This window comes from Azohydromonas lata (genome assembly GCF_034427735.1).
In the GTDB taxonomy this organism is placed as follows: Bacteria; Pseudomonadota; Gammaproteobacteria; order Burkholderiales; family Burkholderiaceae_C; genus Azohydromonas; species Azohydromonas lata.
The window spans coordinates 1-15,399 of record NZ_JAXOJX010000014.1 but is presented as its reverse complement, the minus strand read 5'-3'; the positions used below and the strand labels follow the sequence as shown (position 1 = coordinate 15,399).

The following is a 15,399-nucleotide window of genomic DNA, read 5'->3' as shown; positions in this document are numbered from 1 at the left end:
ACGGCTGCTCAGCAGGCTGATCCCTTCAGCCTCCGCTCACTCCCCGCTTTCCTGCGCCTTCCTCAACCTGATTTCCACCTCGAACGCCGTGCCGCGCCCAAGCTCGCTGCGCACACGTATGGAGCCCTGCATCAGCATCACCGTCTCGTGCGCGATGGCCAGGCCCAGGCCGCTGCCGCCGTGGCGGCGGGTGTTGGAGTTGTCGGCCTGCTCGAAGGGGGCGAACAGGCGGTCCAGTTGCGTGGGCGTCATGCCGCAGCCGGTGTCGCTCACCACCATGCGGACGAGCACGGCCTCGTCGTCCTCCTGCAGCCGGCGCATGTGCAGCCGCACTTCGCCCAGGTCGGTGAACTTCAGGCCGTTGTGCAGCAGGTGGAACAGCAACTGCCGCAGCCGCCGCGCGTCGGCGTGGAAGGCGCGGTCCAGCGCCGCGTCCAGCTCGCATTCCAGTTGCAGCGGCTTGCCCTGGGCCAGCGGCTGCATCTCCTGCAGCAGCGTGCGCACCAGCTCGGCCAGGTTGAAGGCCTGCGGATGCAGCGCCAGGCCGCCGGCACGGATGCTGGCCACGTCCAGCAGTTCCTCGATCAGTGTCACCAGCCGTGAGGACGACTCCAGTGCCGTGTCCGTGTACTGGCGCTGCTGCGGCGTCAGCCCCGTGCCCTGCATGAGCTGCAGCATGCCCATCACGCCGTTGAGCGGCGTGCGCAGCTCGTGGCTGATGGAGGAGAGAAAGCGCGACTTGGCCTCGCTGGCCTGCTCGGCCTCGGCGCGGGCCTGCTGCAGCTCCTCGGCCTGCTGGCGCAGGTAGCGGGTCTGGCGCTCCAGTTGCTGGATCAGGTCGCGCGCCGCGTGCACGCCGCGGCGCACGCGCTCGCGCAGGCGCTGCGTGACCAGCCCTGTGAGCGAGAGGTAGCCGCCGGCGATGTACATGATGAAGGCCATGCTCAGCCGGTCCAGCCAGGCCACGGGCATGCCCTGCGTGGACAGCCAGGCCGTGTAGCCGAGGTAGGCGGCCACCGCCACGTGGCAGAAGTACAGCGCGCGCCGGAAACCGAAGCCCACCTGGTCGGCCACGCGCACCAGCAGCACGGAGATGAGCAGCGTCTGCTCGCTGTGGCCGGCGTTGATGTGGTGCAGGTTGACCAGCCACATCGGCAGGTCCAGGTGCATGAACACCAGCCCCAGGTCCAGCCGCCCCGTGCGGCCATGCCAGCGCCACAGCGCGATCCAGCTCGCCGCACAGTAGGCCGTGTTGAGCAGCAGCACGCGCGCCAGGCCGGGCGGGTCGGCCACCTCGCCGTTGTGCACGCTGAACACCAGCAGGATGACCGCCAGGATGGCAAAGCCCGCCACGCGCATGGCCGGGATCTGGCGCACGTGCAGGCGTCGCAGCGACTGCTGGCGAAGGCGGCGCAACTGCGCCTCGTCCACCGTGAAGCCGGCACTCTCCAGCGGCACCGGGCCGCCACCTGGCGTAGCCATTCCCTCGTTCCCCAAAATCTCGTCTGTTGTGCTGGGCCGGCCAAGTCATCGCCGGCAGTTACAGCCCGGGAAGATGGACGAGTCCTGCTGCCGCCGTTTCCCCCGTGTCCGGGTGGAAAGGTGACAAGAACCACCAGCGTGATGAAATGCCTTTACTTCACAGACCTTGACAGGGCTTCGGTTGTTTCCAGGCAAACCCAAGGGCCCGTTAAGGTTGCAGACGTAAGGTTGTGTTTCTGGAGCGACAAAAGTGACCCCATCCCGACGTGTCTTCACCACCGCGCTGCTGGGCGGCGCATTGCCGCTGGCGCCGGTGGCCCACGCCCGTCAAGCCGCGGCCCACGCGCCTGCGGCGGGCCTGGACGCCGCGGTGCTCACGCTCAGCGGTGCGGCGCTGGCGCGCTTCAACCGCGGTGGGGCCGACCCGGCGCTGGAGCAGCTCTTTCACAAGCACCAAGTCATGTTCGACCGCGCCTATGAATTCACCGCGGCCGCACTGCAGGCGCTGCCGGCCGTGGAGATCGAGCCCACGCTGGAGTACGACGGCAAGGTGCACCGCCTGGCCGGCCCGCTGCTGGAGCAGGTGCTGGGGGCTGCCGGCGTGCCGGCCGAAGCCCCCGTGCGGCTGACGCTGCGTGCGCTGGACGGCTATGCGGTGCAGGTGCCGCTGGCCGACGCGCGGCGCTGGCGGATGATGCTGGCCACGCGCCTGGATGGCCGCCCGCTCGCGTTGGGTGGCCTGGGCCCGCAGTGGGCGGTGTACGACGCCGACCGGCTGGCCGACTTCCGCGACAAGCCGCTGCCCGCGCGCTTCAGCCTGTGCCCTTGGGGGCTGTACCACCTGGAAGTCCAACCGGGCTGATCGGTGCCGGTTGGGCTTGGCGGTTCGCACAGGTTGCGCTGGTAAGCCCGTGCAACAGGCGGCACGCGCGTTGCCCGATGCAGGTCTGAACTTCGGGGCCGCGCGCGCGGGCGCCGGCAATGGCCATGCAAATCCGCTTCTATGCCGAGCTGGGCGATTTCTTGCCGCCGTGGCGGCGCGAGCGCGCCTTTGACATCGAAGTGGCGCCGCACCAGAGCGCCAAGCACGCCATAGAGGCGTTGGGCGTGCCGCACACCGAGATTGCGCTGCTGCTGGTGGACGACCGTCCCGCGTCGCTGGACACGCGGCTGCACGGCGCGCAGCGCGTGGCGGTGCTGCCGGCGATGCGGCGGCTGATGCCGGAGATGCCCAGCGGGGCGCGGCGCTTCATTGCCGATGCGCACTTGGGCCGCCTGGCGCGCTGGCTGCGCTTCGCCGGCCTGGACACGCTCTGGCACAACGCCTGGGACGACGCCGAGCTGGTCAGGCTGGCGGCGGTGCAGGAGCGCATCGTCCTCACCCGCGACCGCGCGCTGCTCATGCACCGCGACGTGCACGCCGGCTGCTGGCTGCGCGACGGCGACCCGCTGGCCCAGCTCGCCGACGTGGCCCGCCGCTACGCGCTGCCGCTGCACGAGCCGGCCGCAAGCCGCTGCCTGGCGTGCAACGGTGTGCCCGTGCCGGTGCCCAAGGCGGAAGTGCTGGACCAGTTGCCGCCCCGTACCCGCGAGTGCTTCGACGCCTTCTGGCGTTGCCCGGGCTGCAGCCGCGTGTTCTGGCGCGGCTCGCATTGGCGGCGCATGCGGGAGGCGGTGGCGGTGGTGGCGAAAGGGTGGCGGTGAGATAGGGGCGGGAGGGGCGGGCGCCGCGCGGTGCGCTGCTGGCCCGTGGCGGGGCTGCGCCGCATCACGTGGCGGCGGGGCCTGCCGTTCAGAAGCCGACTCGAAGCGTGAGCCGTGCCGTGCGCGGCTCTGCCGGGTGCACGTGCCGGTCGGCCACCGGCGCCGTCTCGCCGGGCAGTTGCGACGCGTAGAAGTACTCGATGTCGTTGACGCGGCGGTTGAACAGGTTGAACACGTCCAGCGTCAGCTCGGTGTCCTTGCCCAGCTTGCGGCCCAGGCGCAGGTTGGTGGTCAGCGAGGCGCGCGAGCGCACGCTGTTGTCCTCGATGAGCGCCCCCGAGCCCAGGTAGCGCCACTGCAGGCTGGCGGACCACGGGCCCAGGTCGCGCACCGTGAAGGCCACCGACGCCACCTTGTCCACGGCGTTGGGGATGCGGTCGCCGGCAGGGTCGGCGTCGGCGAAGCGCGCATGCGTCCAGGCCAGGTCGGCGTCCACCAGCAGCCACGGCACCGGGTTCCAGCGGTTGTTCCACTCCACGCCGTGGCGCTTGCTGGGCCGGTTGGCTTCCGTGGCGCCGGCGTCGCCGACGTAAACCAGCTCCGAGTCGAAGTCGAGCTTCCACAGCGCCAGGGAGCTTTGCAGGCCCGGCACCACCTCCGTGCGCACGCCGATCTCCTGGCCGCGCGCGGCCACGAGGCCCGGCACCTTGTCCACGGCGCCGCCGGTGCGCGGGTCGACCGTGGCGGTGGTGCCGCGGGCGTCGTTGCTGTGGAAGCCCCGGCCGGCGTTGAAGAAGACCTCCGTCTTGCTCCACGGGCCGAAGATCAGCGAGAGCTTGGGGCTGAAGAGGTGCGCTGAAGCCGTGCCGGCGTTGGCGGCGTTGGCGGCGTTGGAGAGGCTGTCCACGTCGAAGCGGGCCTGGTCGGCGCGCACGCCCACGATGGTGCGCAGCCACGGCGCCACCTCCACCGAGGTCTGGCCGTAGAGGCCCAGGGAGGTCTGGCGCACGCGGTCCTCGCGCGTAATGCCCGTGACCTGGCGCGCCGCGGCGTCTAAGAGGCCGACGCGGATGCGGTCGTGGCGCAGTTGCAGGCCGAACTCGCTGCGCGCGGGAAGGCTGCCGAGCTGATGATCGAGGGCGTGGCTGGCGTTGAAGCCGTAGACCTGGCGGCTGTCCTGCTGCGAGAACTGGTCGCCCTGGCCGGGGCGCTCCAGCGCGTAGGTGAAGTTGGAGAAAAGCTTGAGCCGGTAGTCGATGGCGTAGGCCGACACGCGCGTGGCCGAGCCGTCGTCGCCGCGGCGGTGCCACTCGGCCGAGAGGCTGCTGCGGCGCGTGTTGCCGCCGTCGGTGGGGTCCAGCGAATCGAAGCGGCCGAAGGGGCGGCCGTCGAAGGTGCCGGCGTCGATCAGGCGCTGCGGGATCTGGTCGGTCGAGGTCCAGTGCGCGTCGTAGTGCATCAGGCTCGCGCTGAAGCCCTGCGCCGCGTTGCCGCCGGAGAGCGTGAGCACGCCATTGACCTTGTGCAACCCCTCCGGCGTGGTCCACGGCCCGTCGTTGCGCTGCAACTCCAGCGCGCCCAGCAGCGACAGGCCCGGGCTGATCTCGCCGGAGCCCGCGCCCACCAGGCGCTGGTAGCCGCGCTGGCCCAGCGTCAGTGCGGCAAACGGCTGCTCCAGCGTGCTGCGGTAGGCAATGTCGGCCGAGCCCGCGGCGGAGAAGTCACCGCCCCGCGCGAAATACGGGCCCTTGCGGTATTCGATGCGCTCCACCAGCTCGGGGATGAGGAAGTTCAGGTCCGAGTAGCCCTGGCCATGGGCATGCGTGGGCATGTTCACCGGCAGTCCGTTGACGGTGGTGGCGAAGTCGGTGCCGTGGTCCAGGTTGAAGCCGCGCAGGAAGTACTGGTTGGCCTTTCCGTCGCCGGAGTGCTGCGTGACGATGACGCCGGGCACGAACTCCAGCACCTCGCCTGGGCGCAGCGCGGGGCGGCTCTTGAGCAGCTCGGCGCGCACGACACCCTGCGAGGCGGCGTCGGAGGTGCCCACGGCGTTGTCGTAGTGGCGCCCGGTGACCTCCACATGCTGCACGGGTCCTTCCGGCGGCTCGGGGGCGTCGTGCGCGAAGGCGGCCTGCGGCGACATCAGCAGTGCCGCGCAAGTGCCCAGAGCCATGGATGCCGCCCGCGCGACGGCACAGGGCCGGGCGTGCATGGAGATGGTCATGTCGGCCATGCTGGCTTCCTCGATGTTCATGTGTATGACTTCCTGGCCGATCGTCATACGCGGGCGGGAGCGGATTGGATGCGCAGCCGCTCGAAGGTCCGAAGCGTGTATGACGAAATTAAAAAACGTCACACAAGATCCGTGCCCAACGCCTCAGCGGCGCCGCCGCCCAAGGGTGCAGTGGAGGGCGCGCTGGCTTGGCCCTGCATGCCGGCCTTGCACCGCCCAAGTCAAAGCGGCAGCGTCGCTTGCAGTGCGGCCGGCGGCGAGGTCAGCGGCTTGAGCGCTTGCGGCCCTTCGCTGCGCTCGGGTGCGCAGCCGCGGGCTGCAGGTGTTCGTGGCCCTGCGCGTGGTGCATGGCCATGGGGACCAGGTTCAGGTTGCCGTGGCTCACGCCCGGTTGTGTGATCACCGACTGCGCGAAGCTGCGCACGGCATCGGTGCGCCCGCGCAGGATGACGGTCTCGATGCAGTGGTCATGGTCCAGGTGGGCATGCGTGGTGGCGACGGTGAGCTCGTGGTGGTCGTGCTGCAGGTCCGTCAGCCGCAGGGCCAACTGCCGCTGGTGGTGGTTGTAGACGTAACTCAGCGTGGCCACGCAGGGGGCGTCGGGCTGCTCGCGCAGCCGCGTGCTGCCCAGGTCCTGGCGCAGCAGGTCGCGGAAGGCCTCCGAGCGGTTCTCGTAGCCGCGCGAGCGCACCAGCGCCTCGAAGGCATCGGCCAGGTCGTCATCCAGGGACATCGTCAGTCGCTTCATCGGGTCTTCTCTCCTCCTGCTGCCTTGGCCGGAGATGGCAGCGGGAAGCGTGATTCTGGCGGGAGCGGCGAAGCGGGGAGCCCTTCTTCGTCGCACGCCCTGACCTCACCGACCGGGCCCGGGCGCTGGTGACCGCGCCGCTGGCCGGTGACAGGCGCCCGTGTCAGTGCTCGGAGAGCATCGCCGCGGGCACCAATTCCTGAATTGCAAGCCGCCCTCTTTGCCGTGACAGTTCTTTCCTGTCGTAAATCGCCACAGTAAATACCGGCTCCGCCATCCATGCTCGACGACCTAGACCACCGCCTCATCGCCCTGCTGCGCGCCGACGCCCGCCTGAGCGTCGCCACCCTGGCGCACCGGCTGAACGTCTCGCGCGGCACCGTCGCCAACCGCATCCGCAGGCTGGAGCAGGAAGAGGTCATCGTGGGCTACACGGTGCAGTTGCGGCCGGATGCGCAGCCCGCGGGCATCACGGCCTGGATGGGCATCCTGGTAGAGGGCAACCGCACGCGCGAGGTCGTCACGCGGCTCCTGGGCGAGCCCGGCGTCGTCGCCCTGCACGACACCAACGGCCGCTGGGATCTGCTCGCCGAACTGCGCGCCGCCAGCCTGCAGGAGCTCTCCGCGGTGCTGGAGCGCATCCGGCTGCTGCAAGGCATCCGCGGCACCGAGACCAGCATCCACCTCGCCACCTACCGGCAATCGGCGCCATGACGGCGCCGCGCCGCGTCTTCCTCTTCAGCGGCCACATGCCGGATGTCCCCGGCCGCACGCCGCCGCGCTTTCCCATGGACAAGGTGCCGGCGGCGCGGCAGCGCATCGCCGGCGTGCTGGACGCGCAAGGCGCCGGCGCGCAAGACCTCGCGCTGTCCCAGGCCGCCGCGGGGGGCGACCTGCTCTTCCTGCAAGCCTGCGTCGCACGCGGCCTGCGCTGCGAGGTGCTGCTGCCTTTCGAGGAGGACGAGTTCATCCGCCGCTCGGTCGAGCCCGTGAGCGAGGGCGAGCGCTGGCGCGCGCTCTACGAGGCGCTGCGCCCGCATTGGGCGCCGCCGCGCCTCATGCCGCGCGAGCTGGGGCCGCTGCCGGACGGCGTCAACGCCTTCGAGCGCTGCAACCTGTGGCTGTTGCACACGGCGCTGGCGCAGGGCGCGGGGAGGGTGCATCTGGTCGTCCTGTGGAACGGCGACGGCAGCGGCCACCGCGGCGGCACCGACCACATGGTCCGCGAGGCCCGCGCCCACGCCGCCTGCGTGCACTGGATAGACGCGCGCACCCTGGCGTAGCGCCCGCAGGGCACGGCGCCTGCTGCGCGAGGGGCATGCAAGACCTCGCTTCTTCCGCCGCCGCCTCCCAGGCCGGCGCCGATGCGCCCAAGCGCACCGTGCACCTCTACGTCTTCGACGGCTTCGCCGACTGGGAAGCCGCCTTCGCTGTGGCCGGCATCAACAACCCGCAGTTCCAGCGCGAGCCCGGGCGCTGGCAAGTCAAGACGGTCGGGCCCGGCCGGCATGCGGTGCCGCGTTCCATGGGCGGTGTCTCCGTCCTGCCGGACCTGGGCGTCGAGGATTTGTTGCCGGACGACAGCGCGATGCTCATCCTGCCCGGCGGCACGGCGTGGGCCGACGACGAGTCGCACCACGCCGCCATCGGCAAGGCCGGCGCCTTCCTGCGCCGCGGCGTGCCGGTGGCAGCCATCTGCGGCGCCACGGCCGCCCTCGCGCGCGCCGGCTGGCTGGACACGCGTCCCCACACCAGCAACGCGCTGAGCTACCTCAAGGGCACGGGCTACGCGGGCGAGGGCTTCTATCGCGACGAGCCCGCCGTGCGCGACGGCAACCTCATTACCGCCGGCGGCATGGCGCCCATCGAATTCGCGCGCGAAATCTTCGCCCTGCTGGAGATCTACGAGGGCGAGGCGCTGCAGGCCTGGGAGCAGCTCTACAAGACCGGCAAGTCGGCCTACTTCGCGCGGCTGGCGCGGGCGGCCGAGGGGCCGTCAGGCGATGCCCAGGGCGCGGCGGGCTGAGCCCGCCGCCACCCGCGGCGCTCACTGGATGTACTTCTCCACCGTGTTCTTGTCGCGCACCTGGGCGTCGTCGGGGTTCTGGCCGAACTCGCGCTTGGCGCGGCGCTGGCGCAGCAGGTCCCAGCACTGGTCGAGCTGCACTTCCAGCTCCTCGATGCGCGCGCGGTGCTGGTCGGGGGACTGCGTGTCGGCGCGCAGGCGGTTTTCCTCATCGACCAGCTCGGTGATGTGCTGCAGCAGGGTCTTGTCGTCCACGGCGGGGCTCCTGGGTTGTCGTCGCCCTGGGCGGCAACCCCCGTGCCCGTGCGGCGGGGCGCGGGAGCTTCAGCCGTGATGGCCAAGAACGCCCAGGCGGCCAACGACGCGTCCGCCGCCGCCCCCGCGCCGGACCTGCGCGGCTACCGCCCCGGCCAGAGCCTGATGGCGCAGGCCAGGACGCTTGCCGCCCTGGAAGCCGACGCGCTGGACAGGCTGGACGCCGCCGTTCCGGCCGTGCTGGCGCGCGATCTGGGGCGGGCGCTGGACATCGCGCCGCGCCATTTCTTCCGCGACATCCTGGGCACGAACCGCTCGGCGGCGGAGAAGAAATCGTTCACCGACGCGCCGCTGCCGGCGGCGGCGGGGCTGCGCGCCCTCCGGCTGCTGTGGCTGCTTGGGCGCGTGCAGGCCATGGCCGACGGCGGCGCGGGCGCTGTGGGCCGGTTCGACGCGGCGCGCTGGCTTGGGCCGTGGCTGGAGACGCCGCAGCCTGGGCTGCAGGCGCACCGGCCGGCGGAGCTGCTGGGGTCGGCGGGTGGCATGGAGGAGGTGGCCGCGCAGGCCGCGGAGGGCTTGCGGCTGGGCGCCGCGGCAAGGTGACGGACTGAATCACCCTGACTCCACCACCCGCCCCGCCACTTCCGGTTCGCGCCGCCCGCCCCAGTACGTCCCGGCGTAGCCGCGGTACGGGTTGCCGTACACGGGCCGCCCGGCGGCCTCGTGTTCGGCCATGAAGCGCTCCACGGCCTGCGGTGTGCCGCCCTTGAACATTTCCTTGAGCACGCCGTCCGCGAGCAGCTCGCGGTAGCGCACGGGAATGCCGGCGTAGGCCGCGCCTTCGGCCAGGTCCATGGGGATTTCGGTCGGGTCCAGAAAGCGGCTTTCGCCCAGCTCGCCGTCGTGGTGGGCGCGCACGCGCTGGGCGGCGTCCAGGATGCCCTCCACCACGTCCGACAGCGTGCGCCCAAGCACCTTGGCCTTCCACGACGCGCGCAGGAACAGCAGCTCGTGCGGGTCCACCCCCGGGCAGCGGCCCTGGTAGGCGGCGGTGAGGCAGTGGTCGCTGGCGGCCAGCAGCCGCTGCGTCTCGTTGGGCTCGCGCTCCAGCAGCCGCAGCACCTGGCCCAGCGAGGCGCCCTCCATGAACCGCTCCGGCTCCACCTCGTAGCCCGCATCGCCGGGGTGGTGGTGGTCCACCCGCACCACCGGCTCCAGGCCCAGCACCGTGCACTCCACGAACACGGCCGGCGCGCGCGGCGGCAGCACGGCGGGGCGCGGAATCTGGTCCGAGCCCACGCGCACCACGCCGTCGGCGTCATAGGCCGTGCGCGGGATGCAGCGGCGCTTGTGGCGCGCGGCGTGGGCCCAGTACAAGCCCTCGCTGTCCACCACGCGCTGGATTTCGCGCATCTCCGGGTCCTGCGCGCCCAGGACGAAGTGCCAGTCCCTGTCTATCGCCATGGGTGTGCTTCAGCTCCCGGGTGCGCGGTGGAGGAGGGGGTGTTGCGGTTGTCAGTCATGTCGTTCTCCTTGGATTGTCCAGGAGTCGGCAAGGCCGGTGCCAGCCGCTGCGCCAGGGCGGCGCGGACAAGCGCAGCGCGCAGCGTGTACCGTCGCGCCTTTTCCAGTTGGGCCTGCCGCGGTGCCCGCCGTTCACAGGCGGCGCCGCGGCGGGCGTTTGCGCATGACCGATTTCGTTCTCCTCGTCTTTTCCCTGGTCTATCTCGGCATGGTCCTCGGCGGCCTGCCCTTCCTGCAGCTCGACCGCGGCGGCGTGGCGCTGCTGGGGGCCATCGCGCTGATCGCGGCCGAGGCCGTGAGCGTGGAGGCGGCGGCGCAGTCGATCGACCTGCCCACCATCCTGCTGCTGTTCGCCTTCATGGTGATCTCGGCGCAGATGCGCTTGGGCGGCTTCTACGACGCCGTGGCGCGCCGCCTGGCCGCGCTGGACATCGCCCCCGCGGCGCTGCTGGGAGCGTTGATCGCCGTCTCCGCCGTGCTCTCGGCCGTGTTCAGCAACGACGTGGTGTGCCTGGCCATGGCGCCGGTGCTGGTGGACGCCTGCCGCCGCCGCGGCCGCGACGCGCTGCCCTACCTGCTGGCCCTGGCCTGCAGCGCCAATATCGGCTCGGCCGCCACGCTCATAGGCAACCCGCAGAACATGCTCATCGGCGCGCAGTTGAAGCTGCCCTTCGGCGGCTACGTGCTGCAGGTACTGCCGCCGGTGCTGGCCTCGTTGCTGGCGACCTGGGTGCTGGTGGCCTGGCTGATGCGCGAGCGGCTGCACGCCGCGCCAGCACCGGCGGCCGACGCCTCCGCGGCCCATGCGCCCGCCGTGCCGGGCGAAGACTTGCCGCTGTCGCGCTGGCAGGCGGCCAAGGGGCTGCTGGTGGCGCTGGGCGTGCTGCTGTGCTTCCTGTTCGCGCCCTGGCCGCGCGAGGTGGTGGCGCTGGCCGGCGCGGGGCTGCTGCTGCTGAGCCGCCGCCTGCACTCGCGCGACATGCTGGGCCTGGTGGACTGGCAACTGCTGGTGCTGTTCATGGGCCTGTTCGTGGTCAACCACGCGCTGCAGGCCACGGGGCTGCCGCAGGCGCTGGTGGACCGCATGGCCGCGGCCGGCTGGCGGCTGGACCACCCCGCCACGCTGTTCGGCGCCACGTTCGTGCTGAGCAACCTCGTCTCCAACGTGCCGGCGGTGATGCTGCTGCTGCCGCTGTCGGGGCCTGACGCCGGGCCGCTGCTGGCGCTGGTGAGCACGCTGGCGGGCAACCTGCTGCTGGTGGGCAGCATCGCCAACCTCATCGTGGCCGACGCCGCCGGGCGCCACGGCGTGCCCTTCGGCTGGCGCGAGCACGCGCGCATCGGTGTGCCGGTGACGCTGGCGTCCATGGCCATCAGCGCGGCCTGGCTGGCTTGGCGCTGAGCGCGGCCGGGGCGGCGTGACCGGCCCCGGGGGCCTCTTCAGTGGATTCACGGCAACACAAAGAAAGCTTTTTGTTACCTTGCTTGGGCATGATGGAGTGTTTGTCCCGACCTGCATGGCGCCTCGTCGGGGCTCGTTCACATCACGAAGCGAGGGAGTCGGCCATGTTGTTGAAGAAGGTGTCGCGGGCGCTGGCCGCTGCGGGCTTGTTGGGTGCCGGCCTGGCCGGTTGCGGTGGCGGCGCGGACGCGTCGTCCGCTTCGGCCACTGAAAAGGCTGCCGCGACGGTGGCGGTGGCGACGACGCCCGTGGCCACCCGCGTGGTGGACGGTCCGCTGCGCAACGCGCTGGTGTGCCTGGATGCCAACGGCAACGGCGCCTGCGACAGCGGCGAGGTGCAGGGCCGCAGCGGCGCCGACGGCCACCTCACGCTGCAGATGTCCAGCACCATCGTGGGCAAGTACCCGCTGCTGGCCGTGGTGGGCACGGACGCGGTGGACGGCACCACCGCCGTGGCCACGCGCTTCGTGCTCATGGCGCCCGCGGACCAGGCCGCGGTGGTCACGCCGCTGACCACGCTGGTGCAGGCCTGGGCCGAACTGGCCGGCAGCACCACGGCCGTGGCCGCGGCGGCCGTGCAGTCGGCCGCCGGGCTGGCCGTCTCGCCGCTGAAGGACTACACCGGCGCCACCGACGCGGCTTCCGTGCGCGCGGCCACGCTGGCGCGGCTGCTGGTGCTGGCGCAGCAGCAGGCGGCCTCCGCGCTCAAGGCCGGCGTGGTGGGGCAGAAGGATTTCAATGGCGTCGTGGCCACCCAGGCCGACCTGGACAAGGCCCTGCGCTACGCCCTGGTGGACGCGCTGCCGTCCTTGGGCGCCGTGGCCGCCGCCACGGCCGCCGACACCACGCTGACCGCCGCTACCCGCGAGGCCGCGCTGCTGGCCGCGGCCAAGGCCGCGATAGGCGCAGACCTCAAGCTCGACGCCGGCAAGGTGCTCACGCTCATAGGCGCGTCCAAGCTGCCCCTGGACGCCGCGGCCGGTACCAAGCTGGCCGGCGGCAACCTGCGCGGCTTCACCTTCAGCGATGCCAACAACTGGTTCTTCCGCGCCAACCTGAGCACGGCCGCCGACAACACGCCCGGCGCCGATGGCACGGTGCGCTACTACAGCCGGTTCGAGCGCAACGCCGCCGGCAAGGTGAGCGATTGGGGCTTCCACGGCGATTCGGCCCGCGCCGGCGACCTGCACTGGAACGGCACCGCCTGGTCGGCCTGCCCGCTGGGCACGCGCAGCACGCAAAAGCCGCAGACCGGCACCCGCTGGACCTACAGCTACTGCGCCGGCATGGAGCAGGGCGCCTCGTGGCACAGCAGCGTGGACGTCAGCGACAAGACGCTGCTGGAGGTCGTCATGCGGCTGCGCGGCTTCCCCGGCAGTGCCGATGGCGTGCCGTACGCGCAGTGGGGACCGTCCGACCTCAAGCTGCTGGGCACCACGGCCAAGTTCCCCACCGGGGCCAAGCTGCAGTTCAGCACCGGGTTCGCCACCGCCACGGCACCGGCCTACGACGTGCAAGGCTCAGCCATCGCCACGGCCTACACCGCCGCGGTGGCCGCGGGCGGCGATGCGCGCAACGGCGCCAAGGTGGCCTGCGGCGCGGTGACGCCCACGAACTCCGCGACCTACAAGACCACGCCGGCCAAGCTGGAAGACCTGGTGGCCGTCAGCCGCGGCACGCCCTGCATCTACGGCACCTCCACCAATGCGGACGGCACCAGCCTGGCGCGCAACGAGTGGTGGAGCAACAGCACCGTGAGCCTGGGCAAGGCCACCGGCGCCATGGCGCAGCCTGCGGGGACCGGCAACTACTACACCACCACCGCGCTGCTGCGCGTGGCCTTCGGCACCACCGGCAACGCCACGACCTACTACAAGTGCCTGGAGCGCACCAGCGACGGCTCCACCCGCAACTGCACCCAGATCGGCAAGGGCACCTACGCCATCGCCACCCTGGGCGACGCGCGCGTCATGAGCTTCACGGACCTGCCGCTGCTGTCGCAGCGCCAGGGCTGGTCGCGGGTGCTGGTGCAGCGCGGCGGCAAGATCTACTTCGGCTACCAGAACCGCGTGGGCGCGATTTCCTCGCAGGCCCGGCTGAACCTGACGGCGGCCAACGCGGTGTTTGGGCAGCTCAAGATCAGCCCGCTCACGCCGCAGTAAGGCGCACAGGCGGGGCGCGCGGTGCGCGCGCTGGCGCCGCCGCGGCGACGTGCCGGCCGCAGGGCCGTGCCGCGCTCCCACCGGCCTGGGCGGGATGTCCATGCCGCTCACTTGCCCTTGAGCGGCCCCGGATTGGCCTGCAGGTAGGCCGCCATTTCGTCCGGCGACACCAGCCCGTCGCGGTTGGTGTCCACCTGGGCCCAGTCGCGCGTGGCCGCCGTGCCGCCGCTGCCCGTGCCCGCGACCTGGGGCGACACGCCGGTGGCCGTGGCGGCGGTGGCGGGCGTCTGCTGCATGGGCGTGTTGGCCTTGGTCGTGGTGGTGGCCGTGTTGGCGTTGGAGGCGCAACCGGCCAGCGCGGCGATCAAGCCGGCGGCGGACAACAGGCAGGCCAGGCGCAGGGCCGTCCTGGCCTGCGGTTGCGACTTGGACTTGGGCTTGAGCTCGGACTTCATTCGCGGTCTCCTCAGGATGGGCTCGATGGCAGCGCACAAGGCCGCCGGCTCGGCGGCCCCGCGCAGGCACATCACCGCGCGCCCGGGGCCGCCGGCCCGGCAGCAGCAAGTTAGACACCGGCCCGCACCCCGGGGTTTCACGCGGCGTCAGGCGCGGCTTGAGGAGAGGGTTCGGGAAAACGGGAAGGTGGGCTGCGCAGGGTGCTGGCGCTGGCCCTGGGCGATGCCGTTCGAAGGCCCCACCTCGGCGCTCGTGGATGCCCGCTTTCGCAGGCATGACGAAGTAGGGGGGTGAAGCGCCTTGGCTCACCGGATACGAAGTCCTTCTCAGCCTTCTCCGTCTTTTCCCTTCATCTCCCTGCACAGCCGCCAGGCCAGGCCGCCCAACACGCCCACCGCCGCCACCAGCAGCCCCCACAGCAGCCATTGCCGCCGCTGGTCGGCCGGGGCGTCGCGCAGGCTGTCCAGCACGCCGCGCGGCGCGGCGGACTGCGCCGCCAGCGCGCCCACCGTCGCCACGGGCAGCCGGTGCTCCGCGCCCGCTTCCCAGCCGGGCAGCACGGTGGGCAGCGGCAGCGCCACCGCGGCCGCTTTCTCGCGCCCAACCGCCAGCGTGAAGGGCGCGCCGCCGCGCGCGGCAAACACCACTTGCGGCGCCCGCCACCACAGCGTGGCCTGCGGCGGCGCGGCCGGGGGCGGCACGCGTGCGTCCAGCTCCAGCCGCCATTGCCGAGCCAGGGCGCCGTCCAGCGGCTGCGCGGGCGCCTGCAGCGTGCTGCCGTCACGCTGGAAACGGTAGGCAGTGAGCAGCGCCACGGGCCGCCACGGCGCGTCGCCCCGCCCAACGCGCCCCTCGGCGCGGCGCAGCACGCGCAGCGGCGCCACGGCGTTGTCCTCGGCCAGGTGCACCTGCAGCAGCGAGGCCGGCAGCAGCGCCCCCGCGTCCAGCCGCCAGGCGCGCTCGCCGTCGGCCTGCAAAGTAAAACGCGCGCTGTCCAGGCCGGTTTCGGCGGCCACCGGCACCGCCAGCTCGGCCACCACGCCTTGCAGGTTGAAAACGCCGCCGCGCACGACCAGGCGCAGGTAACGGTGCTGCGGCGTGAGGCCGGAGAGCACGATGCGCGGCTGGCGCAGGGCGGCGCTGGCGGCGTCGGCGCCGGGCACGTCCACCAGCGTGGCGATGCCCACGTCCTCCCAGGACTGCGCGTCGGCGCTGGCCTGCACCGCCGCGCGCCGCTCCAGCCCCTGCGCCGGCGCCGCCCAAGCCAGGCGCAGCGCCGCGGGGCGTTCGCGGCCCAGGGGCTGCAGGTCCAGCAGCCAGGCGCGCGCCGTGGGCGCGGCGGGGTCC

Annotated in this window: 15 protein-coding genes; 8 read left to right on the top strand and 7 right to left on the bottom strand. The window is 72.1% G+C overall.

The window, feature by feature from the left end; genetic code table 11:
- Positions 1 to 36 precede the first annotated feature (36 nt).
- Positions 37 to 1,482, bottom strand: coding sequence for a sensor histidine kinase (locus SM757_RS10730; RefSeq protein WP_322465469.1), 1,446 nt, complete (start codon positions 1,480 to 1,482; stop codon positions 37 to 39).
- 250 nt (positions 1,483 to 1,732) lie between these two features.
- Here SM757_RS10730 and SM757_RS10725 point away from each other — a divergent pair, with 250 nt between their 5' ends.
- Positions 1,733 to 2,344, top strand: a complete 612-nt coding sequence (locus SM757_RS10725; protein WP_322465468.1) for a molybdopterin-dependent oxidoreductase — start codon at positions 1,733 to 1,735, stop codon at positions 2,342 to 2,344.
- Between the two features lie 119 nt (positions 2,345 to 2,463).
- Positions 2,464 to 3,186: a Mut7-C RNAse domain-containing protein gene (locus tag SM757_RS10720; RefSeq protein WP_322465467.1), complete on the top strand. Its 723-nt coding sequence runs from the start codon at positions 2,464 to 2,466 to the stop codon at positions 3,184 to 3,186.
- Between the two features lie 88 nt (positions 3,187 to 3,274).
- Here the strand turns inward: SM757_RS10720 and SM757_RS10715 are convergent, their stop codons facing one another.
- Entirely contained in the window at positions 3,275 to 5,440 is a 2,166-nt protein-coding gene (locus tag SM757_RS10715) for a TonB-dependent receptor (RefSeq protein WP_322465466.1), read from the bottom strand.
- 241 nt (positions 5,441 to 5,681) lie between these two features.
- Positions 5,682 to 6,167, bottom strand: coding sequence for a nickel-responsive transcriptional regulator NikR (gene nikR / locus SM757_RS10710; protein WP_322465465.1), 486 nt, complete (start codon positions 6,165 to 6,167; stop codon positions 5,682 to 5,684).
- 279 nt (positions 6,168 to 6,446) lie between these two features.
- On the opposite strand from nikR, the gene SM757_RS10705 reads away from it, so the two are divergent.
- Genes SM757_RS10705 through SM757_RS10695 form a run of 3 tightly spaced genes read left to right on the top strand, consistent with a single transcriptional unit; the run spans position 6,447 to position 8,193 of the window.
- Positions 6,447 to 6,881, top strand: coding sequence for an Lrp/AsnC family transcriptional regulator (locus tag SM757_RS10705; RefSeq protein WP_066331501.1), 435 nt, complete (start codon positions 6,447 to 6,449; stop codon positions 6,879 to 6,881).
- Complete coding sequence (locus SM757_RS10700; protein ID WP_322465464.1) at positions 6,878 to 7,450, top strand: hypothetical protein; 573 nt, start codon at positions 6,878 to 6,880, stop codon at positions 7,448 to 7,450. The genes SM757_RS10705 and SM757_RS10700 overlap by 4 nt, the downstream gene beginning before the upstream one ends.
- A 35-nt stretch (positions 7,451 to 7,485) precedes the next feature.
- Positions 7,486 to 8,193: a type 1 glutamine amidotransferase family protein gene (locus tag SM757_RS10695; protein WP_322465463.1), complete on the top strand. Its 708-nt coding sequence runs from the start codon at positions 7,486 to 7,488 to the stop codon at positions 8,191 to 8,193.
- A 21-nt stretch (positions 8,194 to 8,214) separates the two neighbouring features.
- Here SM757_RS10695 and SM757_RS10690 read toward each other — a convergent pair whose 3' ends face one another.
- The gene (locus tag SM757_RS10690) at positions 8,215 to 8,448 is read right to left on the bottom strand and encodes a DUF2630 family protein (RefSeq protein WP_066331494.1); all 234 of its coding nucleotides are present in this window, start codon (positions 8,446 to 8,448) and stop codon (positions 8,215 to 8,217) included.
- Positions 8,449 to 8,526: 78 nt separating this feature from the next.
- On the opposite strand from SM757_RS10690, the gene SM757_RS10685 reads away from it, so the two are divergent.
- Complete coding sequence (locus SM757_RS10685) at positions 8,527 to 9,051, top strand: antitoxin Xre/MbcA/ParS toxin-binding domain-containing protein (RefSeq protein ID WP_322465462.1); 525 nt, start codon at positions 8,527 to 8,529, stop codon at positions 9,049 to 9,051.
- 9 nt (positions 9,052 to 9,060) lie between these two features.
- Here the strand turns inward: SM757_RS10685 and SM757_RS10680 are convergent, their stop codons facing one another.
- Positions 9,061 to 9,912 (bottom strand): TetR family transcriptional regulator, encoded by an 852-nt coding sequence (locus SM757_RS10680; RefSeq protein WP_066331490.1) that lies wholly within the window; start codon positions 9,910 to 9,912, stop codon positions 9,061 to 9,063.
- Positions 9,913 to 10,135: 223 nt separating this feature from the next.
- On the opposite strand from SM757_RS10680, the gene SM757_RS10675 reads away from it, so the two are divergent.
- Complete coding sequence (locus tag SM757_RS10675; protein WP_066331488.1) at positions 10,136 to 11,374, top strand: anion transporter; 1,239 nt, start codon at positions 10,136 to 10,138, stop codon at positions 11,372 to 11,374.
- Between the two features lie 164 nt (positions 11,375 to 11,538).
- The gene (locus SM757_RS10670; protein WP_322465461.1) at positions 11,539 to 13,596 is read left to right on the top strand and encodes a hypothetical protein; all 2,058 of its coding nucleotides are present in this window, start codon (positions 11,539 to 11,541) and stop codon (positions 13,594 to 13,596) included.
- 107 nt (positions 13,597 to 13,703) lie between these two features.
- Here SM757_RS10670 and SM757_RS10665 read toward each other — a convergent pair whose 3' ends face one another.
- Positions 13,704 to 14,051, bottom strand: coding sequence for a hypothetical protein (locus SM757_RS10665; protein ID WP_066331480.1), 348 nt, complete (start codon positions 14,049 to 14,051; stop codon positions 13,704 to 13,706).
- Between the two features lie 327 nt (positions 14,052 to 14,378).
- Positions 14,379 to 15,399: DUF3999 family protein (locus SM757_RS10660; protein WP_322465460.1), on the bottom strand; the 1,021-nt coding region annotated here is incomplete at its 5' end.